We start from the raw sequence: 19,256 nt of genomic DNA, 5'->3' as shown, positions 1-19,256 counted from the left end.
CAGGTCGTCATGAAGCAGGTTCGTCCTTTCCGGGTGGTGCCCGGGCTTGCCTCCCGGGCCGCGGCGCTGGCGCTGGCGGCGGCATTCGCCGGCTGCGCGCAGATCCCGCACCAGCCGATCACCCAGCAGCCGATGACGGCGGTGCCGCCGGTGCCGCCGCAGATGCAGGCGCCGGGCTCGATCTACAACCCGGGCTACGCGGGCCGGCCGCTGTTCGAGGACCAGCGCCCGCGCAACATCGGCGACATCCTGACGATCATGATCGCGGAGAACGTCAACGCCACCAAGTCGTCCGGGGCGAACGCGAACCGCGGCGGCTCGACCGACTTCAACGTGCCGACCGCCGGCTTCCTCGGCGGCCTGTTCAACAAGGCGAACCTGTCGGCCAGCGGCAGCAACAAGTTCACCGCCACCGGCGGGGCGACCGCCGCCAACACCTTCAGCGGCACCATCACGGTGACCGTCACCAACGTGCTGCCCAACGGCAACCTGATGGTGAGCGGCGAGAAACAGATGCTGATCAACCAGGGCAACGAGTTCGTGCGCTTCTCGGGCGTGGTCAATCCCAACTCGATCTCGGGTGCCAACTCGGTCTACTCGACCCAGGTGGCCGACGCGCGCATCGAGTACTCGGCCAAGGGCTACATCAACGAGGCCGAGACCATGGGCTGGCTGCAACGCTTCTTCCTCAACGTCGCGCCGTGGTGAGCCGCATGAACCACGCCTCGATCCCGCGCCGCCCGTTTGCGCGCCCGCTGGCCCGCCTGTTCCGGCTCGCGCTGGCGCTGTTGCTGGCCGCCGCGCTGCCGGCCGCGCCGGCGCACGCCGAGCGCCTGAAGGACCTGGCCCAGCTGCAGGGCGTGCGCGACAACCCGCTGATCGGCTATGGCCTGGTGGTCGGCCTGGACGGCACGGGCGACCAGACCACCCAGACGCCCTTCACCACCCAGACGCTCGCGAACATGCTCGCGAACCTGGGCATCTCGATCAACAACGGCACCTCGACGGGCGGCACCGCCTCGCTGTCGAACCTGCAGCTCAAGAACGTCGCGGCGGTGATGGTGACCTCGACCCTGCCGCCCTTCGCGCGGCCGGGCGAGGCGATCGACGTGACGGTGTCCTCGCTGGGCAACGCCAAGAGCCTGCGCGGCGGCACCCTGCTGCTCACGCCGCTCAAGGGCGCCGACGGCCAGGTCTATGCGCTGGCCCAGGGCAACATGGCGGTGGGCGGCGCCGGCGCGAGCGCCAACGGCAGCCGCGTGCAGGTCAACCAGCTGGCGGCGGGGCGCATCGCCGGCGGCGCGATCGTCGAGCGCTCGGTGCCCAACGCGCTGGCGCAGATGAACGGCACGCTGCAGCTGCAGTTGAACGACATGGACTACGGCACCGCCGAGCGCATCGTCACCGCGGTGAACGCCAGCTTCGGGCCCGGCATCGCCACCGCGCTCGACGGGCGCACCATCCAGCTCACCGCGCCGGCCGATCCGGCCCAGCAGGTCGCCTTCATGGCCCGCCTGCAGAACCTCGAGGTGAACCCGGACCGCGCCGCGGCCAAGGTGATCCTCAACGCGCGCACCGGCTCGATCGTGATGAACCAGATGGTGACGCTGCAAAGCTGCGCGGTCGCGCACGGCAACCTGTCGGTGGTGGTCAACACCCAGCCGGTGGTCTCGCAGCCGGGCGCCTTCTCCAACGGCCAGACCGTGGTGGCGCAGCAGTCGCAGATCCAGCTCAAGCAGGACAACGGCGCGATGCGTCTGGTGACCGCCGGCGCGAACCTCGCCGACGTGGTCAAGGCACTCAATTCCCTCGGCGCCACACCGGCCGACCTGATGTCGATCCTGCAGGCGATGAAGGCCGCGGGCGCGCTGCGGGCCGACCTGGAGATCATCTGATGGCCAATTTCCCGAATGCCAACGACCTGACCCAGCGCTTCGCGCTGGACGTGCAGGGTTTCGACTCGCTGCGCCGGCAGGCCGACGCCTCGCCCGCGGCCGGCATGAAGCAGGTCGCCACCCAGTTCGACGCGATGTTCTCGCAGATGATGTTGAAGAGCATGCGCGATGCCACGCCCCAGGACGGCGTGTTCGACTCGAACACCTCCAAGCTCTACACCTCGATGCTGGACCAGCAGCTCTCGCAGCAGATGGCCTCGCGCGGGATCGGCGTGGCCGACGCGCTGATGAAGCAGATGATGCGCGCCGCGCACATCACCGACACCGGCGGCGCCGGCGGCAATGCCGCGGGCGGCCTGAGCGGCGCGCTGGGGGCGATGGGCGGCGACGAGGGCGGCATGGCCGCCACCAACGCGCTGGCGCAGGCGCTGGCCAACGCGCGTGGCAAGGGCCGGCTCGGCGGCGCGGGCGCCTATACCGGCGCGAGTTCGCTGACGCCGCCCGTCAAGGGCAACGGCACCTCGCCCGAGCAGGACGCCTTCGTCGGGAAGGTGGCGGATGCCGCGCAGGCGGCCAGCTCGGCCACCGGCATCCCGGCGCGCTTCATCGTCGGCCAGGCCGCGCTCGAATCGGGCTGGGGCAAGCGCGAGATCCGCGGCCGCGACGGCAGCAGCAGCTACAACGTGTTCGGCATCAAGGCCACCAAGAACTGGACCGGGCGCACCGTGTCGGCGGTCACCACCGAGTACGTGGGCGGCCAGCCGCGCCGCGTGGTGGCGCAGTTCCGCGCCTACGATTCCTACGAGCACGCGATGACCGACTACGCCAGCATGCTCAAGAACAATCCGCGCTACGCCGGCGTGGTGAGCGCCTCGACCACCCCGGAGAAGTTCGCCACCGGCATGCAGCGCGCCGGCTACGCGACCGACCCGCATTACGCGAAGAAGCTCATCTCGATCCTGCGCCAGATCGTCTGAACCCGCGCCGGGCCTGGCTTGCGACGCGGGCCGGGCGGCCCGGCCGGGTTCCCTCCTCCCCATTTCCGGGTAGCCGGCGTTTCGAATTTACGATTCGCCAAAGATCTCAGGATGTTTTCGATCTACACTCTTGCGCTGACGCTGCGGGCCGGCAGGGCTCGCGCGCCAAGAGACCAGCGGCCGCGCAAGCCGCGGGCAGGCCACCGCGTCCGGGCAAGCCGGGCGCCAAGCAGACGACATCCGGCAAGCCAACAATGAAGACCGAAGCAGCACTGACCGAAACATCGGCGGATGACGATTCCGTCCCCGATTACGGCCGTCGCAACCCGCTCGAAATCGGCGTGCAGTTGCGCAATCTTTTGAACCGGGGGGATTTCCTCACGGTCCGTTACCCGGGCGGGCAGATCGTCACGCGCGTGCTCGACGTCCAGGTCGGCTCGGGAACGTTTACCTTCGACTGGGGCGCGGTGGACGCGCACAACGCGCAACTGCTGGGCGCCTCGCACGGCGCCTTCGAGGCCCTGCCCGACGGCGTGCGCGTCGAATTCACCATCGGCACCCCGAGCGAGATCAGCTACGAGGGCCGCCCGGCCTTCCAGGCCAAGTTTCCCGAAGTGCTCTATTTCGTGCAGCGCCGCGAGTATTTCCGCGTCGACGCGCCGGTGCTGGAGCCCTATGTGGCACGCGGCACCCTGCCCGAGGGCGAGGGTTTCGTGTTCGAGATCGACAACCTCTCGCTGGGCGGCATCGGCCTGCGCACCGTGGACGAACGCGCCGCCACGCTCGAGCCGGGCGTGACCCTGCCCGAGGTCGAGCTGAACCTGGCCGGCCACGGCAAGCTCGCGCTCGACCTGCAACTGGTCTCGCAGCGCATCACCGATTCGCCCAACGGCGCGCGCCGCTACCAGCTCGGCTTCCGTTTCGTGTCGCTGCCGGGCGCCGCCGAGAACACCTTGCAGCGCCTGATCACCCAGCTCGAAGTGAAGCGCCGCCAGCTCGCGCGCGCGTAATTTCCGGTCATCGTCGGCGGCTCCCGGCGCCGCGGTTTTTCTCGCGCGCGGCCTCAATTTCCGCCGCGCGCGGCCGTTATACCGGGTGTCCCTTTCCCGGAGGCCGTTCGCGGCCGGCACTCATGTCCAGCAATCTCCTGAACCTCGGACTCAGCGGCATCAACGCCGCGCTCTGGGGTATCAACACGACCGGCCAGAACATCTCCAACCAGGCGACCCCGGGCTACTCGGTCGAGCGCCCGGTGTTCGCCGAATCGGACGGCCAGTACACGCCGAACGGCTTCAGCCCGAGCGGCGTGACCACCGTCACGGTGCAGCGACAGTTCAGCCAGTACCTGTCGGACCAGCTCAACTCGGCCAACACCACCGCCAGCGCGCTGAGCTCGTACTCGGCCCTGGTCGCGACGCTGAACAACTACGTCGGCAATCCGTCGGCCGGGATCGGCGCGGCGATCTCCAGCTACTTCTCGGGCCTGCAGACGGTCGCCAACAACGCCGGCAACCAGAGCACCCAGCAGACCGCGCTGGCCGCCGGCCAGACGCTGGCCTCCCAGATCAACGCGGCCGGCGCGCAGTTCGACGCGCTGCGCACCCAGGTCAACCAGCAGCTGCAAAGCTCGGTCACCAGCGTCAACGCGCTGACCGCGCAGATCGCCCAGCTCAACCAGCAGATCTCGGCGGCCGGCTCGCAGGGCCAGCCGCCCAACCAGCTGCTCGACCAGCGCGACCAGGCGGTCGCCAGCCTGTCGCAGTACGTGGGCGTGCAGGTCACCCAGGTCAACGGCAACTACAACGTCTCGATCGGCAACGGCCAGCCGCTGGTGGTGGGCAACAACAGCTACCAACTGTCGACCGCGCCCTCGGCGGCGGACCCGAGCGAGCTGTCGTTGACGGTGCAGGGCACCGTCAACGGCGCGGCCACCACCACCGTGGTGCCCGACAGCAGCGTGACCGGCGGCTCGATCGGCGGCGCGCTGCAGTTCCGCACCCAGACGCTCGATCCGGCCGAGGCGCAGCTCGGCGCGATCGCGGTCAGCTTCGCGGCCCAGACCAATGCGCAGAACGCGCTGGGCGTGGACCTGAACGGCAAGGTGGGCGGCAACCTGTTCAACCTGCCGACGCCGACCACCATCACCAATGCCAACAACACCGGCAACGCCACGCTCACGGCGGCCTTCGACAATGCCCAGCAGCCGCCGACCAGCGATCTGACGCTGTCCTTCAACAACGGCACCTACACGCTGACCAACAAGACCACCGGCACCGTGGTGGGCACCGCCAACTCGCTGCCGGCCACGCTCGGCGGCCTGAAGCTGTCGGCCACCGGCACCATGCAACCGGGCGATTCGTTCACCATCGAGCCCACCCGCGGCGCGCTGAACAGCTTCGGCGTGGTGAGCGGCGCGACCATCGCCTCCGGCGCGCCGGTGTTCGCGCAGAAGACCGCCACCAACACGGGCACCGGCGCGATCACCGCGGGCAGCGTCACGACCGGCTACCAGATTCCCTCGTTGACCACCACGCTGACCTACAACGCGGCCTCGAAGTCGCTGACGGGGTTCCAGGCCGGCACCACGGTGACCATCGGCACCACCCCGCCGACCACCGTGGCGATCACCGACGCGAACACCCAGGTGCCCTACGACGCCAGCAAGGGCGCCACGCTGACCATCACCAGCACGGTCCAGCCGCCGACCGACACCAACCTGATGAACAACGTGACGGTGTCGGTCTCGGGCGCGCCCGCGGACGGCGACACCTTCACCATCCAGGGCGGCAGCAGCGGCACCAACGACGGCCGCAACGCCCAACTGCTGTCGGCGCTGGCCACCTCGAAGGCCTTCGACGGCGGCAGCACCACGCTGAGCGCGGCCTACAGCTCCTACGTCAACAACGTCGGCAACGCCGCGGCGAGCCTGTCGGCCAGGAGTTCGGTGCAGGCCGGCGTGGTCAGCCAGATCACCACCCAGCAGCAATCGGTGTCGGGCGTGAACCAGAACGAGGAAGCCGTGAACCTGATGCAGTACCAGCAGATGTACCAGGCCAACGCGAAGGTGATCCAGACCGCCTCCACGCTGTTCAGCACGCTGCTCGGCATCTTCAACTGACGGAATCGATCATCATGCGCATCGCCACCTCGCAGTTCTATACGCAGAACATCGAGCTGATGAACAACCAGGAGTCGCAGATCTCCACCCTGTACCAGCAGGTGGCGAGCGGCAACCTGCTGCAGACGCCGGCCGACAATCCGCTGGGCGCCGCGCAGGCGGTGCAGCTGTCGGCCACCTCGGCCACGCTCTCGCAATACTCGGCGAACCAGAACACCGCGCTCTCCGCGCTGGGCCTGGAGGATTCGACGCTCTCGAGCGTGACCGGCACGCTGAACTCGATCGTCTCGCGCCTGAGCAGCGCGATCAACGGCACCATGTCGGACAGCGACCGCGCGGCGCTCGCCTCGCAGCTGCAGGGCCAGCGCGACACGCTGCTGAGCCTGGCCAACACCACCGACGGCGCCGGCAACTACATCTTCGCGGGCTTCCAGGGCTCGTCGCAGCCGTTCACCAATTCGCCGGCCGGCGGCGTGACCTTCTCGGGCGACACCGGCCAGCGCAACGTGCAGATCTCCGACACGCTGAGCGTGGCGCAGGGCGACAGCGGCGTGAACGTGTTCCTCTCGGTGCCCTCCACCGGCAGCCTGCCGGTGCCGACCGGCGCCGCGGGCAACACCGGCACCGGCACCATCGGCGCGGTGACGGCCGGCAAGCCGGGCGACTCGACCAACAACCACGCCTACACGATCACCTTCGGCGGCACCTCGACGGCACCCACCTACACGGTGACCGACAACTCCACCACGCCGCCGACCACCGGCGCCGCGCAGGCCTACCAGGCCGGCAGCGCGATCCAGGTCGGCAGCCAGAGCCTGGTGATCTCGGGTTCGCCGAACGCCGGCGACAGCTTCTCGCTGACGCCCGCGCCGGCCGCCGGGGCCGACATCTTCGGTGCGCTCGACGCGGCGATCGCCGCGCTCAAGGCGCCGGTGGGCAGCGACGGCGCCGCCACCGCGAGCTTCGTGAACTCGATGTCGACCGCGCTGACCAAGGTCAACAACTCGCTGGCCAACATCACCACCGTGCAGGCCTCGGTGGGCGGCCGCGAAACCGAGGTCAAGGCGATGCAGACCATCACCTCGAGCAATGCGCTGGTGGCCACCAACTCGCTGTCCGACCTCCAGCAGGCCGACATGCCGACCGCGATCTCGCAGCTGCTGCAGGTGCAGAACGCGCTGACGGCCGCGCAGAAGGCCTTCTCGCAGGTGCAGAACCTCTCGCTGTTCCAGTATCTGAACTGAGTTCCGCGGCGCCGGCCGGGCCCGATCCGGCTCGGCCGGCGCCGCGCGGTGTCCCCGCCGTCCCTCCCGTTTCCGCCGCGCTCCGCCTCCAGCCAGGCTTCAACCCTCAGCGCGCATCATCCCTGTGTCATCCCTTCTTGTCAGCGGCGTTCGCGCTTCGTACACTCGCGCCTGATCCGCCCCGGCGGCGCCGCGCGCGCCGACCGTTCCCGACAAGCCCCCCCTTCCGACAGGAGAGCCCGCGATGGCCGATTCCTATTTCCCGCGCTGGCGCGTGGCCGAGCGCGGCGCCGATCGCGTGGTCGCGCCCGACGAGCGGCTGCCCTGGCCGCAGATGGTGGCGATGGGCGTGCAGCACGTGGTGGCGATGTTCGGCTCGACCGTGCTCGCGCCGCTGCTGATGGGCTTCGATCCGAACCTCTGCATCTTCATGTCGGGCATCGGCACCCTGCTGTTCTTCGTGCTGGTGGGCGGGCGCGTGCCGAGCTACCTCGGCTCGAGCTTCGCCTTCATCGGGCTGGTGATCGCCGTGACCGGCTACGGCGGCAGCGGCATGAACGCCAACATCCCGCTCGCGCTGGGCGGCATCGTCGCCTGCGGGCTGGCCTATGGCGTGATCGGCTTGATCGTCTCGGCGATCGGCACGCGCTGGATCGAGACCCTGATGCCGCCGGTGGTGACCGGCGCGATCGTCGCCGTGATCGGCCTCAATCTCGCCCCGATCGCCGTCAAGGGCGTGAGCGCCAGCACCTTCGACAGCGTGATGGCGCTGGTCACCGTGCTGTGCGTGGGCGGCGTGGCGGTGTTCGCGCGCGGCATGATGCAGCGCCTGCTGATCCTGATCGGCCTGCTGATCGCGTACGCGATCTACGCGGTGGTCACCAACGGGCTGGGCCTGGGCAAGCCGATCGATTTCTCGATCGTCGGCCACGCGGCCTGGTTCGGCGTGCCGCATTTCACGGCGCCGGTGTTCGACCCGCACGCGATGCTGCTGCTCGCGCCGGTGGCGGTGATCCTGGTGGCCGAGAACCTCGGCCATATCAAGGCGGTCAGCGCGATGACGGGCCACAACCTCGACCGCTACGTCGGCCGCGCCTTCATCGGCGACGCGCTGGCCACCATCGTGTCGGGCAGCGCCGGCGGCACCGGCGTGACCACCTATGCCGAGAACATCGGCGTGATGGCGGTCACCCGCATCTACTCGACCCTGGTGTTCGCGGTGGCGGCGCTGATCGCGATCGTGCTGGGCTTCTCGCCGAAGTTCGGCGCGCTGATCAGCACCATTCCGGGGCCGGTGCTGGGCGGCGTGTCGATCGTGGTGTTCGGCCTGATCGCCGTGACCGGCGCGCGGATCTGGGTGGTGAACCGGGTCGACTTCTCCGACAACCGCAACCTGATCGTGGCGGCCGTCACCCTGGTGCTCGGCGCCGGCGATTTCTCGCTGAAGCTGGGCGGCTTCGCGCTGGGCGGGATCGGCACCGCCACCTTCGGCGCGATCCTGCTGCACGCGCTGCTGCGCCGCGAGAAGGAGCCGGGCCCGGTGGTGTGAGCGGCGGCGCGGGCCTGCCGGCCGCGCTTCAGGCTTCGGCGCGGCGGGCCTGCGCGTCGAGCCAGGCGCAGAACTTCAATACCGGCGGCGAGGCCTCGCGCGCCGCGATCCACCAGTAGCGCCGCGTGGCGATGCGCGGGCCCGCCAGCGGCGCGACCAGCCGGCCGCTGGCCAGCTCCTCGTCGAGCAGGGGCAGCGGGCCGAGCGCCACGCCCAGCCCGTCCACCGCGGCCTGCAGGGCCAGGTAGAAGTGATCGAAGGACTGCCGCTTGCGCGCGCGCAGCGGCGTGCCGGCCGCCGCGAACCAGTCGCGCCAGGCCGAGGGCCGCGTATCCGAATGCAGCAGCACATGGCGCGCGAGATCCTCGGCCGAGGCGATCGGCATCTGCCGCAGGAGCTTCGGACTGCACACGGGCAGCACCGTCTCGTCGAGGAAGTGGCCGCTGGCGCGGTTCGGCCAGCGCCCCGGGCCGCTGCGGATCGCCACGTCGAACTGGCCGTCGAGCGTGTCGAGCGGCGCGTCCGAGGTCGACAGCTTCAGCTCCACGTTGGGCATCTCGCGCTGGAAGCGCGACAGCCGCGGCAGCAGCCACTTCATCGCGATGGTCGCCTGGGCGTTGATGCGCAGCACATGGGCGGGCCCGGCCTCGCGCAACTGCTCGCTGGCCTGCGCGATGCGATCGAAGGCCTCGGAGAGGGTCGCCAGGTAGCGGCGGCCCTCCTCGGTGAGCCGCACGCGCCGGCCGTGGCGATGGAACACCGGCCGGCCGAGCCAGGCCTCGAGCGCGGCCACCTGGCGGCTGATCGCACCGTGAGTCACATGCAGCTCGTCGCCGGCGGCGCTGAAGCTTTCGTGGCGGGCAGCGGCCTCGAAGGCCCGCAGCGCCGGAAAAGGGGGGAGTAGACGCGTCATGCTTGTGAGTGTAGATCACAAGACGCGAGCCGAGAAATCGTTTTGCCGGGGTCGCGATCGGGCGTACTCTCGCCGCATCGATGGCACTCTCCCCAGGATTTTCCGCATGTCTTCCCCCCTCACACAGGACCGCCCGGCGCCGCCGCGCGAGGTCGGCATCGCCGAGCTGTTCCTCGGCTTTCTCGGGCTCGGGCTGGTCTCGTTCGGCGGCGCGCTGCCCTTCGTGCGGCGCGCCGTGGTCGAGCAGCGCGGCTGGCTCACGGCCGAGGAATTCACCGACCTGCTCGGGCTCTGCCAGTTCCTGCCCGGCGGCAACGTGATCAACCTGTCGGTGGCGGTCGGGATGCGTTTTCGCGGCGTGCCCGGCGCGCTGGCGGGCCTGCTCGGCCTGATCGCCGGGCCCACCCTGGTGGTGGTCGCGCTCGGCGTGATCTACGCCAGGACCCAGGGCGACCCGCGCGTGCAGCACCTGTTCGGCGGGCTGGCGGCCGCGGCGGCGGGGCTGCTGATCGCGATGGCGCTGAAGGTCGCGCGGCCCTTGCGGCAGGTGCCGGCGGCCGCCGGCGTGGCGGCCCTGGCCTTCGTGGCGATCGCGCTGCTGCGGCTGCCCCTGCTGACCACCATGCTGGTGCTCACGCCGATCAGCATCTGGCTGGCCGCGCGCGGGCGCATGCAGGCCGCGGGAGACGCACGATGAGCCACACGCTGGGGGCGCTGGCCCTGATCTTCTCGCAGCTCTCGCTGCTGGCCTTCGGCGGCGGCAATACCATCCTCCCCGAGATGCAGCGGCAGGTGGTCGAGATCCACCAGTGGATGCCGGCCACCGAGTTCACCGCGCTGTTCGCGCTGGCGCAGGCCGCGCCGGGGCCGAACATGATGATCGTGTCGCTGGTGGGCTGGCACGTGGCGGGCTGGCCGGGGCTGCTGGTGGCCTCGCTGGCCAAGTTCGGGCCGTCCTCGGCGGTCACCATGCTGGCGCTGCACGCCTGGGAACGCTTTCGCGACCGGCCGTGGCGGCGCTACGTGCAGCAGGGCATGATGCCGGTCACCGCGGGCCTGGTGGCGGCCAGCGCGATGCTGATCTCGCAGGCCTCGAACCACGCGGCGCTGCAATGGGGGATCACCGCGGCCTGCGCGGTGCTGGCCTGGCGCACGCGCCTGCATCCGCTCTGGCTGCTCGGCGGCGGCGCGCTGATCGGGCTGGCCAGCGCCTGGTTATGAGCGGTGTTCCGAGCCTGGCACCGAGCCAGATATCGAGCCAGATATCGAGCCGCGCGCCCCCCGTGCCCCGTGCCCCGCGCCCCGCGCCCCGCGCCACGCGCCGGCGGCGATGCCGATCGGTTGCCCGATCCGGTGCCGGTTCGCTATCGATCCGCCGCCGGTGCGCCGCGCGATCCGCGCTAAGATGCAGGCCCGGCGTCGAGCGGGCCTTGCTTTGGTCTCCGATGCATTGCCCGCTGCGCGCATCCCTCTCCAAGAGGCCAGCATGAAACTGAGTCCGGCGATCCCGATCCTGCGCATCTTCTCCGAGGCCAAGGCCCGCGAGTTCTACCTCGACTTCCTCGGCTTCGACCTGCTCTGGGAGCATCGTTTCGAGCCCGGCCTGCCGCTCTACGCGGCGCTCAAGCGCGGCGAGCTCGAGCTGCACCTGAGCGAGCATCACGGCGATGCCACGCCGGGTTCGACGGTATTCGTGCCGATGGAGGGAATCGATACGCTGCACGCCGAGCTGATCGGCAAGCAATACGGCTATGCGCGCCCGGGCATCGAGGAGCAGGACTGGGGGCGCGAACTGACGGTGGCCGATCCCTTCGGCAACCGGCTGCGCTTCGCCGAACTGAAGCGCGATTGATCCGGCGAGGACCGATCGACGACGGATATCGAGCCACGATCCGCGGCGATGCACGGCGGCGGCCCCGGCTGCCGCGCATCGCGTGCTGCATTGCCGCAAACCTGACGCGCCTCGCGGCCCGCCGCAATCGGGCCCTGCCCCAGTGCGTTGCGCGCGGGCGACAGCCGGGCGCGGCGCGGCGCGATTCTTTTTTGTTCCTTACAGCCTCCGTCTTATGATGCGGCCCACGCCGTCCGCGCCAGAAGCGTGCGACGCGCATCCGGCCGCGCGCCGTCGCGCCCGGACCATAACGACACCGTCAACGATAAAGAAAAGGATCGCTCATGAAGCAGACCAGATTCGCGGGATTGGTTGGGGGCATGATGCTCGCGTTCGCCGGCACGCAGGCGCACGCGCAGAGTTCGGTCACGCTGTGGGGCGTCGCGGACGTCAGCCTGCGCTACCTGACCAACTCGAACGCGAACAACGACAATCGCTTCTACATGACGAACGGCGCGATCACCAACAGCCGTTTCGCGCTGAAGGGCGTCGAGGATCTCGGCGGCGGCCTGAAGGCGATCTTCAACCTCGAAAGCGGCATCAACCTGCAGGACGGCTCGATGGCGGGCGGCTCGCGCCTGTTCAACCGCGCGGCCTACGTGGGCCTGCAGAGCCAGTACGGCACCGTCACGCTGGGCCGCCAGAAGACCCTGCTGTTCGACCTGCTGGCCGATACCTACGACCCGCTGACGGTGGGCAACTACTTCGAGAACGCCTGGCTGCCGGTGGCGCTCGGCGCGGGCCTCTACGCCGACAACGCCGTCAAGTACAACGGCAAGTTCGGCGGCCTGTCGGTCGGCGCGATGTACTCGTTCGGCACCGATTCGACCTCGACCGGCGCGAACGGCTTCTCGGGCCAGGTGCCGGGCCACGTCGGCGCCGGCAACATGTACGGCTTCACGCTCGGCTACGCCTTCGGCCCGCTGAACGTGGCCGCCGGCATGCAGCAGAACAGCGACAACTCGAACCGCAAGCAGACCATCTACCACGTGGGCGCGGTCTACGCGTTCAGCACGGTCAAGCTCTACGCCGGATACCTGCGCTCGAAGGACGATACCGGCTTCGTCGATTCGACGCTGGCCCAGCAGGCCATCGTGCCGGGCATCAGCTCGCTCAAGGGCACCGGCCGGATCGACGACGGCCCGTACGCCGGCGTGGCCTGGCAGGCGAGCCCGACCATCACGCTGACCGGCGCGTTCTACTACGATCACTCGCGCAACGCGACGATCTCGAGCGGCGTGCTCGGCAGCGGCAATCGCTACGCGATCGTCGGCCTGGCCGAATACGCGCTGTCCAAGCGCACCGAGATCTACGGCACGGTCGACTTCAACAAGGCGACCGGCGCCTCGGTGGTCGAACTGCCGGGCCGCAACAACCAGACCGGCGTCTCGATCGGCCTGCGCAACATCTTCTGAGCGGCGCGCCGGCTGACTGCCGGCGCCGCTTCCACCGCCCCGGTCGCGATTCGCGTCGCGACCGGGGCGATGTCGTTTACGGGCGCCGAAATCGGCCACCGAAATCGGCGCCGAAGCCCGCCAGCAGAAAACCGGCGGCGTCGCCAGCCGGGCCCCGGCCGGCGCCTCGGCCCTGTCTCACGCGTTTCCCGAAAACTTGCTATCGTGCCGATTCCAAATCTGCCGGAGCATTTCGATGGACTACGACTATGACCTCTTCGTGATCGGCGCGGGCTCCGGCGGCGTGCGGCTCGCCCGCATCTCGGCCTCGCTCGGCGCCCGGGTGGGCATCGCCGAGGTGGAGCAGATCGGCGGCACCTGCGTGCTGCGCGGCTGCATCCCGAAGAAGCTGCTGGTCTACGCCTCGCATTTCCCCGACGACGTCGAGGATGCCGCCGGCTACGGCTGGCGGTTCGGCGAGGGCGAATTCTCCTGGCCGACCCTGATCGCCGCCAAGGACCGCGAGATCAACCGGCTCTCCGCCATCTACATCAAGCTGCTGAACGATGCCGGCGTGAGCATGCACGAGGGGCGCGCCACCATCGTCGACGCGCATACCGTCGAGGTCGGCGGCAAGCGCTACAGCACGCGCCACATCGGCGTGGCGACCGGCTCCTGGCCGACCCTGCCGGAGATTCCCGGCATCGAGCACGCGATCACCTCGCGCGAGGCGCTCGACCTGCCCGAGCTGCCCCGGCGCGTGGCGGTGGTCGGCGGCGGCTACATCGCGGTGGAGTTCGCCGGCATCTTCAACGGGCTGCGCTCGAAGGTCGACCTCTACTATCGCGGCGAGGAAATCCTGCGCCACTTCGACGACGACCTGCGCCGCGTGCTGCACGAGGAGATCAGCAAGCACGGCGTGGCGATCCATACGCAGGCGCAGGTGCGCGCCATCACGCGCAATGCCGACGGCTCGCTCACGCTCGACGTCGACGGCACGCCGCAAGGCCCCTACGACGCGGTGCTGTATGCCACCGGCCGCCATCCGAACACGGCGGGGTTGGGCCTGGAGAACGCCGGCGTCGAGCTGGAGAAGGGCGGCGCGGTGCGCGTCGATGCCTACTCGGCCACCAACGTGCCCTCGATCCACGCGATCGGCGACGTCACCTCGCGTCCGCAGCTCACGCCGGTGGCCACGCGCGACGGCGCGCTGCTGGCGGCCAACCTGTTCGGCGAGCAGCGCATCGAGGCCGATCACCGCGCGATTCCCTCGGCCGTGTTCAGCCAGCCGGAGCTGGCCACGGTCGGCCTGAGCGAGGCCGAGGCGCGCGCCGAGTACGGCGCGCTCGACATCTACAAGACCTCGTTCCGCGCGCTCAAGCACACGCTGACGGGGCGCGACGAGAAGATCTTCATGAAGCTGGTGGTGGTGCGCGACACGCAGCGCGTGGTCGGCGCGCACATGATCGGGCGCGACGCCGCCGAGACCATCCAGGGCATCGCGATCGCGGTGCGCATGGGCGCCACCAAGGCGCAGTTCGACGCGACCATCGGCATCCACCCGAGCGCGGCCGAGGAGTTCGTCACGCTGCGCACCCGCTCGCCCGATCCGGCCTGAGCACGGGCAGGCCACGGGGCGCGTGCCGCGGCATGCGCCCCGTGGCGAATTCGCAACCTGGACCCTGCGTCCAATGTCTTGCACGACGAAATGACCTGCGCGCGAAGCGGGCGTGGCTCAGCGCGAAGCGCTGGGCCCCTCGCCTTGCTGCGCCGCTATCGGCCTGCCGAGCAGCCGCCCCGTGCAGTCGCGCCGGTATTCGCGCATCAGCCTTTGATGCGCGGCGCGCGCCGCATCGGGAAAATCGCTGTCGTTGGCCGCCTCGGGCGAATAGCCTGCGGCCTCCAGCTCGGCGAGTTCGCCGATCACCTGCCGGTGCGTGAGCGCCCGGCCATCCTTCACGAACGGATAGTCGCGGCACTGCCGCGCGCTGAGCGGCATTGCCTGCGCGGCGGCCATCGTGGCGCCGAGCATCAGGCCCGCCGCGAACAGCGCGGCGCCCATCGCGCGCCCGATGCGCGCCGCGCATCTCACGATGCCGCGCCGTGCTTGACGCAGTCGCGCTGGTACTTCTGCATCAGCTTTTCCTGGGCGCTGTCGATGTCATCCGGGTAGTTGCTGTCGTCGCCGGCCGAGGGCTGGTAGCCGACCGATTCCAGCTCCGAGAGCTCGTTGACGATCTGCGCATGCGTGACCGGCCCCTTCATCTTCACGAACGGATAGTCGCCGCATTGCTGCGGCGTGAGCGGCGCGGCGTGGGCGGCGATGCCGACGGCCATCAGGCCGGCGCAGAGCAGGGCGTGTTTCAGAGTCGATGCGCGGTGCTTCATGATGTCGTTCCTCTAGACGGGTTGGGCGCCGGCGACCTGCCGGCCTGGTCATCCGATCCGGCGCGAAAGGCGTCGTGATCACGGAATGCAGGCTAGTGGAGGGCGCTTGTCGAAACGGTGGAGCGCACATGAAACTTCCTTCATTCGCGGCGGCGCGCCCTCGCTGAAATATCTTTCACCTCGCTGCCAGCGTTCGTTCAGGTGCGTCGGCGTATGGTGCGGGGCATGGCGGCGCGCATCGATCGATGACGCGGGCTCCGGACCCAGGACAGGAGGAGATTGGCGTGAACGGACGAACCATCGGATCGATAGGATTGGCCGCCGTCGCGCTCTGCGTGGCGAGCCTGGCCGAGGCGAAAGTGCAGGGCAGCGGCGGGCCGATCGCCGACGTGGTGCTCGATCACGCGAGGGTCGAGCGCCAATATCGCGCGATCGAGGACGCGCGACGCCGCTCCGGCGGGGAGATGCGGCGCAACGTCGCACAAGCGCCGGCCGGCACGCCCGCGCCGGCGCTCGATCATCCCACTTGAGACGAGCCGCTTTCGGTCTCGATCGCGTCTCGCGGGAAGCGCCCGCGCACCGCGTGCGATGGGCGCGGCGGCGGTTTACGCGCGCCGGATGAAGAATGTTTAATGAACCCGATACCCGGGCGACACGCGCGCGCGTGTAGCCTGCGCTGATGGCTGTCGATGCGCGACGGCCGCTCAACGCCCGGGCCGGATATGGCAACATTCCTCTCCTCTCATCACGAATCGCCGGTGCCGCCTCTGTTCGCGGCCGGCGGCACGACAATGTTTCGAGTCCTGACCATCGAAGACGATGAAATCACCGCGAATGAAATCGTCGGCGAACTGAAAGATCGCGGCTTCGCGGTGGAATGGGTGGCCAACGGCCGGGACGGCATGGCGCGCGCGCTGAGCGACGAGTACGACGTGATCACGCTGGACCGCATGCTGCCCGGCGTGGACGGCCTGACCATCGTCACCACCATGCGCAGCATCGGCGTGCGCACGCCGGTGCTGATGCTCAGCGCGCTGGGCGATGTGGACGAACGCGTGCGCGGCCTGCGCGCCGGCGGCGACGACTACCTCACCAAGCCCTTCGATCCGGAGGAGATGGCCGCGCGCCTGGAGGTGCTGCTGCGCCGCAGCCGCAGCGCGCCCGCGCAATCGGAGACCTCGCTCACGGTGGGCCCGCTCGCGCTCGACCTGATCGGCCGCAAGGCCAGCCGCGACGGCGTGGAGATCGCGCTGCTGCCTACCGAGTACCGCGTGCTCGAATACATGATGCGCAACGCCGGGCAGACCATCACGCGCACCATGCTGTTCGAGGCGGTCTGGGGTTACCACTTCGATCCCGGCACCAACCTGATCGACGTCCACATGGGACGCCTGCGCAAGAAGATCGATCCACCTGAGGTCGCGCCGATGATCCGCACCGTGCGCGGCGCCGGCTACATCCTGTCCTGAGACGCCCATCGTGATCGAACAAGCAAGCCGGGTCGCCGGCGGGACCGGCATGCCGCGCTGGTATTCCAGCACGTTCCGGCTGGTGACCGTCTACGCGGTGATGTTCTCGCTGTCCGTGATGCTGCTGCTCGGCGTGATCGCCACGCAGATCACGCACGACATGAAGAGCGAGACCGACGTGGTGATCGACTGGCAGATGATCTACTTCAATTCGATGGCGGACACCAACCTGCCCGGCGCGATCCATCGCCGCCTCGAACACGAGCGCATGCACACCAATTACTACGGCCTGTTCGCGCCGGACGGCCGCCACGTGGCGGGCGACGTGCTCGAGTTCCCGGCAGGGCTGCAGACCGACCGCACCGGCCAGACGCTCTCGCATACGCTGAAGATCGCCGGCGACGAGGTGGCGCCGGTGGTGCGCGCGATGGCCGAGACGCGGCCCAACGGCTATCGGCTGGTGCTGGCGCGCGACCTCACCCACATCCTGCGGATCCGCGAGGCCATCATCAACGCGCTGGTGGTGGGCGGCGTGCTCTGCTTCGGCGCGGGCCTGCTCGGCGGGCTGATCCTCAGCGTGCGGCAGATGCGGCGCATCAAGGCGATCCGCCAGGTCACCCAGCGCATCGCGCGCGGCGATCTGGCCCAGCGCCTGCCGGTGGGCGGGCGCGACGAGATCGACATGCTCTCGCACCTGGTCAACCACATGCTGGCCGAGGTCGAGCGGCTGATGCACGAGGTCAAGGGCGTGTGCGACGGCATCGCGCACGACCTGCGCACGCCGCTGGCGCACGTGCATACGCTGCTCGCGCACGCGGCCGAGCGCGCCGGCACGCAGGACGACGCGGCGATGGCGAGCCTGGTCTCGCGCGCACGCAACGAGACCGATGCGCTGCTCGGGCGCTTTCGCGCCATGCTGCGGATCGCCGAGATCGGCACGCTGCAGCGGCGCGGCGGTTTCGCCGAGGTCGACCTGCAGGCGCTGGTGATCGATATCGGCGAACTGTTCGAGCCGCTGGCCGAGAGCCGCGATATCCGCTTCGAGGTTCGCACCGAACGCGTCGACGCGGTGCACGGCGATCGCGCGCTGCTGTTCGAGGCGCTCACCAACCTGCTCGACAACGCGCTCAAGTATTCGGCCTCGGGCGGCACGGTGCGGCTCGAGCTGCGCCAGCGCCTGCAGGGGCCGCAGATCGACGTCAGCGACGACGGCCCCGGCATCGCCCCCGACGAGCGCGAGGCCGTGCTGCAGCACCGCTACCGCAGCCGCCGCACCGGGCACCTGGCCGGCTCGGGGCTGGGCCTGAGCATCGTCTCGACGGTGCTCAACGTGCATGACTTCACGCTGCGCATCGGCAGCGCCGAGCCCGGCACGCGCGTCACGATCGAATGCTGGTCGAGGTCGCTGGTATGAGGATCGCTCGTGTTGCTGCCTGCCACCGGGGGGCCTGCTGAGCATGCGTGTCCTGCTCGTCACGTCGCCGCATCCGGAAGCGTCCTGGCTGCACAAGGCCTTGCAGGAGAGTGGCCACAGCCTGCAGCGCGCCGACGAGTTGCGCGACGGCCTGTTCCTGGCCTCGCAGGAAGCCTTCGACGCGATCGTGGTGACCGCCTTCGAGCCCGGCGCCGACGCCGCGCTGATCGGCATGCTGCCGCGCTTCGTGGCCGACGGCGGCGGCGCGGCGCTGGTGGTGCTGCTCGGCCATGCCTCGGCGAGCGAACGGATCCGCGCGCTGCGCGCCGGCGCCGACGCCTGCTTCGGCGCGCCTTATTCCTTCATCGAGCTGCATGAGCGCCTGCAGGCCCTGCAGCGCCTGGCCGGGCCGCGCGAGGCGGAAGGCCCGCATGCGCCCTCCGCTTCGTCGAGCTTCGAGACGCTGTCGCGCGAGCTCAAGGACGGCAAGCTGCGGCTGGCGGTGACGCGCCGCGAGTTCCTGCTGCTCGAATGCCTGATGCGCCATCCGAACGCGCCGGTGCCGCGCGACCAGTTGATCCGTTATGTGTGGCAGGACAAGGAGGATGTCGATCCGTCGAGCGTCAACCTGGTGGTGTCGCGGCTGCGCCGCAAGCTCGCGAGGCACCTGCCCGACGTCAGGATCGATACGGTGAGCCGCTACGGCTACCAGGTGAGCCTGCCGGACGCCTGAGCGCGCGGCGCGGCCGCTTCACCAAGCGGCGACATCATGCATGGACACGAGGGGCGCACTGCCGACGGCAGCGCGCCCCTCGCGCATTGACGGATCGAATCACGAACCGAAGAAAGGCACGCAGAAATCGGGCGGGCCGACGCAGTCGCCGGGGCCATTGGGCCGCGCGGCGGCGCAGCCGGACAACAGGGCGCCGGCGGCGACGGCGAGCAGCGCGAGACGGGTGGAGCGCAGCAGGAGGGGACGAAGCTTCATGATTGGCGAGCGAGTC

General features: G+C 69.6%; 20 protein-coding genes. 16 read left to right on the top strand and 4 right to left on the bottom strand.

What is annotated here, in order from left to right; translation table 11 throughout:
• The first annotated feature begins 9 nt into the window (after positions 1 to 9).
• From flgH to FB600_RS05235, 7 genes are all read left to right on the top strand, one after another.
• Positions 10 to 708, top strand: coding sequence for a flagellar basal body L-ring protein FlgH (flgH, locus tag FB600_RS05265; RefSeq protein ID WP_096750061.1), 699 nt, complete (start codon positions 10 to 12; stop codon positions 706 to 708).
• Positions 709 to 713: 5 nt separating this feature from the next.
• Positions 714 to 1,895 (top strand): flagellar basal body P-ring protein FlgI, encoded by a 1,182-nt coding sequence (locus FB600_RS05260; RefSeq protein WP_096750062.1) that lies wholly within the window; start codon positions 714 to 716, stop codon positions 1,893 to 1,895.
• On the top strand, positions 1,895 to 2,872 hold the full coding sequence (gene flgJ, locus FB600_RS05255) for a flagellar assembly peptidoglycan hydrolase FlgJ (protein ID WP_098153527.1): 978 nt from the start codon (positions 1,895 to 1,897) through the stop codon (positions 2,870 to 2,872). Before FB600_RS05260 ends, flgJ begins: the two co-directional genes overlap by 1 nt.
• 254 nt (positions 2,873 to 3,126) lie before the next feature.
• Complete coding sequence (locus FB600_RS05250; protein ID WP_098153528.1) at positions 3,127 to 3,882, top strand: flagellar brake protein; 756 nt, start codon at positions 3,127 to 3,129, stop codon at positions 3,880 to 3,882.
• Between the two features lie 122 nt (positions 3,883 to 4,004).
• A complete protein-coding gene (gene flgK / locus FB600_RS05245; protein ID WP_145756337.1) occupies positions 4,005 to 5,990 on the top strand; it encodes a flagellar hook-associated protein FlgK in 1,986 nt (661 codons plus the stop codon).
• A gap of 14 nt (positions 5,991 to 6,004) precedes the next feature.
• The gene (gene flgL, locus FB600_RS05240; protein WP_145756336.1) at positions 6,005 to 7,234 is read left to right on the top strand and encodes a flagellar hook-associated protein FlgL; all 1,230 of its coding nucleotides are present in this window, start codon (positions 6,005 to 6,007) and stop codon (positions 7,232 to 7,234) included.
• A gap of 244 nt (positions 7,235 to 7,478) precedes the next feature.
• Positions 7,479 to 8,783 (top strand): solute carrier family 23 protein, encoded by a 1,305-nt coding sequence (locus FB600_RS05235; RefSeq protein WP_098181493.1) that lies wholly within the window; start codon positions 7,479 to 7,481, stop codon positions 8,781 to 8,783.
• 28 nt (positions 8,784 to 8,811) lie between these two features.
• On the opposite strand, the gene FB600_RS05230 is transcribed toward FB600_RS05235, so the two are convergent.
• The gene (locus tag FB600_RS05230) at positions 8,812 to 9,696 is read right to left on the bottom strand and encodes a transcriptional regulator GcvA (RefSeq protein WP_036048908.1); all 885 of its coding nucleotides are present in this window, start codon (positions 9,694 to 9,696) and stop codon (positions 8,812 to 8,814) included.
• A 106-nt stretch (positions 9,697 to 9,802) separates the two neighbouring features.
• Here FB600_RS05230 and FB600_RS05225 point away from each other — a divergent pair, with 106 nt between their 5' ends.
• The 5 genes from FB600_RS05225 (at position 9,803) to gor (ending at position 14,599) form a co-directional block, all read left to right on the top strand.
• Positions 9,803 to 10,393, top strand: coding sequence for a chromate transporter (locus FB600_RS05225; protein ID WP_096750067.1), 591 nt, complete (start codon positions 9,803 to 9,805; stop codon positions 10,391 to 10,393).
• The gene (locus FB600_RS05220; protein ID WP_096750068.1) at positions 10,390 to 10,917 is read left to right on the top strand and encodes a chromate transporter; all 528 of its coding nucleotides are present in this window, start codon (positions 10,390 to 10,392) and stop codon (positions 10,915 to 10,917) included. The genes FB600_RS05225 and FB600_RS05220 overlap by 4 nt, the downstream gene beginning before the upstream one ends.
• A gap of 265 nt (positions 10,918 to 11,182) precedes the next feature.
• A complete protein-coding gene (locus FB600_RS05215) occupies positions 11,183 to 11,548 on the top strand; it encodes a glyoxalase superfamily protein (protein ID WP_096750069.1) in 366 nt (121 codons plus the stop codon).
• Between the two features lie 323 nt (positions 11,549 to 11,871).
• Positions 11,872 to 13,002 (top strand): porin, encoded by a 1,131-nt coding sequence (locus FB600_RS05210; RefSeq protein ID WP_096750070.1) that lies wholly within the window; start codon positions 11,872 to 11,874, stop codon positions 13,000 to 13,002.
• A gap of 235 nt (positions 13,003 to 13,237) precedes the next feature.
• A complete protein-coding gene (gor, locus tag FB600_RS05205; protein ID WP_036034812.1) occupies positions 13,238 to 14,599 on the top strand; it encodes a glutathione-disulfide reductase in 1,362 nt (453 codons plus the stop codon).
• A 117-nt stretch (positions 14,600 to 14,716) separates the two neighbouring features.
• Here gor and FB600_RS05200 read toward each other — a convergent pair whose 3' ends face one another.
• On the bottom strand, positions 14,717 to 15,073 hold the full coding sequence (locus FB600_RS05200) for a DUF4148 domain-containing protein (protein WP_096750071.1): 357 nt from the start codon (positions 15,071 to 15,073) through the stop codon (positions 14,717 to 14,719).
• Positions 15,070 to 15,369, bottom strand: coding sequence for a DUF4148 domain-containing protein (locus tag FB600_RS05195; RefSeq protein ID WP_046581893.1), 300 nt, complete (start codon positions 15,367 to 15,369; stop codon positions 15,070 to 15,072). Before FB600_RS05195 ends, FB600_RS05200 begins: the two co-directional genes overlap by 4 nt.
• Before the next feature lie 284 nt (positions 15,370 to 15,653).
• On the opposite strand from FB600_RS05195, the gene FB600_RS05190 reads away from it, so the two are divergent.
• From FB600_RS05190 to FB600_RS05175, 4 genes are all read left to right on the top strand, one after another.
• Positions 15,654 to 15,899: a hypothetical protein gene (locus FB600_RS05190; RefSeq protein WP_124076560.1), complete on the top strand. Its 246-nt coding sequence runs from the start codon at positions 15,654 to 15,656 to the stop codon at positions 15,897 to 15,899.
• 261 nt (positions 15,900 to 16,160) lie between these two features.
• The gene (locus FB600_RS05185; RefSeq protein WP_046581953.1) at positions 16,161 to 16,838 is read left to right on the top strand and encodes a response regulator transcription factor; all 678 of its coding nucleotides are present in this window, start codon (positions 16,161 to 16,163) and stop codon (positions 16,836 to 16,838) included.
• Positions 16,839 to 16,887: 49 nt separating this feature from the next.
• Positions 16,888 to 18,252, top strand: a complete 1,365-nt coding sequence (locus FB600_RS05180) for a sensor histidine kinase (RefSeq protein ID WP_046581888.1) — start codon at positions 16,888 to 16,890, stop codon at positions 18,250 to 18,252.
• Between the two features lie 43 nt (positions 18,253 to 18,295).
• A complete protein-coding gene (locus FB600_RS05175; RefSeq protein WP_046581886.1) occupies positions 18,296 to 18,985 on the top strand; it encodes a response regulator transcription factor in 690 nt (229 codons plus the stop codon).
• A gap of 99 nt (positions 18,986 to 19,084) precedes the next feature.
• On the opposite strand, the gene FB600_RS37090 is transcribed toward FB600_RS05175, so the two are convergent.
• Positions 19,085 to 19,240, bottom strand: a complete 156-nt coding sequence (locus FB600_RS37090) for a hypothetical protein (protein ID WP_013699628.1) — start codon at positions 19,238 to 19,240, stop codon at positions 19,085 to 19,087.
• Positions 19,241 to 19,256 lie beyond the last annotated feature (16 nt).

Source organism: Burkholderia sp. SJZ089 (genome assembly GCF_007828315.1).
Lineage (GTDB): Bacteria > Pseudomonadota > Gammaproteobacteria > Burkholderiales > Burkholderiaceae > Burkholderia > Burkholderia gladioli.
Note: the sequence above shows the minus strand (reverse complement) of the source record. Positions and strands in the feature narration are given on the sequence as shown.

Excerpts from the sequence above, each read along its gene's own strand:
- flgH (WP_096750061.1), top strand. The coding sequence starts at position 10 with ATGAAGCAGGTTCGTCCTTTCCGGGTGGTGCCCGGGCTTGCCTCCCGG.
- FB600_RS05260 (WP_096750062.1), top strand. The coding sequence starts at position 714 with ATGAACCACGCCTCGATCCCGCGCCGCCCGTTTGCGCGCCCGCTGGCC.
- flgJ (WP_098153527.1), top strand. The coding sequence starts at position 1,895 with ATGGCCAATTTCCCGAATGCCAACGACCTGACCCAGCGCTTCGCGCTG.
- FB600_RS05250 (WP_098153528.1), top strand. The coding sequence starts at position 3,127 with ATGAAGACCGAAGCAGCACTGACCGAAACATCGGCGGATGACGATTCC.
- flgK (WP_145756337.1), top strand. The coding sequence starts at position 4,005 with ATGTCCAGCAATCTCCTGAACCTCGGACTCAGCGGCATCAACGCCGCG.
- flgL (WP_145756336.1), top strand. The coding sequence starts at position 6,005 with ATGCGCATCGCCACCTCGCAGTTCTATACGCAGAACATCGAGCTGATG.
- FB600_RS05235 (WP_098181493.1), top strand. The coding sequence starts at position 7,479 with ATGGCCGATTCCTATTTCCCGCGCTGGCGCGTGGCCGAGCGCGGCGCC.
- FB600_RS05230 (WP_036048908.1), bottom strand. The coding sequence starts at position 9,696 with ATGACGCGTCTACTCCCCCCTTTTCCGGCGCTGCGGGCCTTCGAGGCC.
- FB600_RS05225 (WP_096750067.1), top strand. The coding sequence starts at position 9,803 with ATGTCTTCCCCCCTCACACAGGACCGCCCGGCGCCGCCGCGCGAGGTC.
- FB600_RS05220 (WP_096750068.1), top strand. The coding sequence starts at position 10,390 with ATGAGCCACACGCTGGGGGCGCTGGCCCTGATCTTCTCGCAGCTCTCG.
- FB600_RS05215 (WP_096750069.1), top strand. The coding sequence starts at position 11,183 with ATGAAACTGAGTCCGGCGATCCCGATCCTGCGCATCTTCTCCGAGGCC.
- FB600_RS05210 (WP_096750070.1), top strand. The coding sequence starts at position 11,872 with ATGAAGCAGACCAGATTCGCGGGATTGGTTGGGGGCATGATGCTCGCG.
- gor (WP_036034812.1), top strand. The coding sequence starts at position 13,238 with ATGGACTACGACTATGACCTCTTCGTGATCGGCGCGGGCTCCGGCGGC.
- FB600_RS05195 (WP_046581893.1), bottom strand. The coding sequence starts at position 15,369 with ATGAAGCACCGCGCATCGACTCTGAAACACGCCCTGCTCTGCGCCGGC.
- FB600_RS05185 (WP_046581953.1), top strand. The coding sequence starts at position 16,161 with ATGTTTCGAGTCCTGACCATCGAAGACGATGAAATCACCGCGAATGAA.
- FB600_RS05180 (WP_046581888.1), top strand. The coding sequence starts at position 16,888 with ATGCCGCGCTGGTATTCCAGCACGTTCCGGCTGGTGACCGTCTACGCG.
- FB600_RS05175 (WP_046581886.1), top strand. The coding sequence starts at position 18,296 with ATGCGTGTCCTGCTCGTCACGTCGCCGCATCCGGAAGCGTCCTGGCTG.
- FB600_RS37090 (WP_013699628.1), bottom strand. The coding sequence starts at position 19,240 with ATGAAGCTTCGTCCCCTCCTGCTGCGCTCCACCCGTCTCGCGCTGCTC.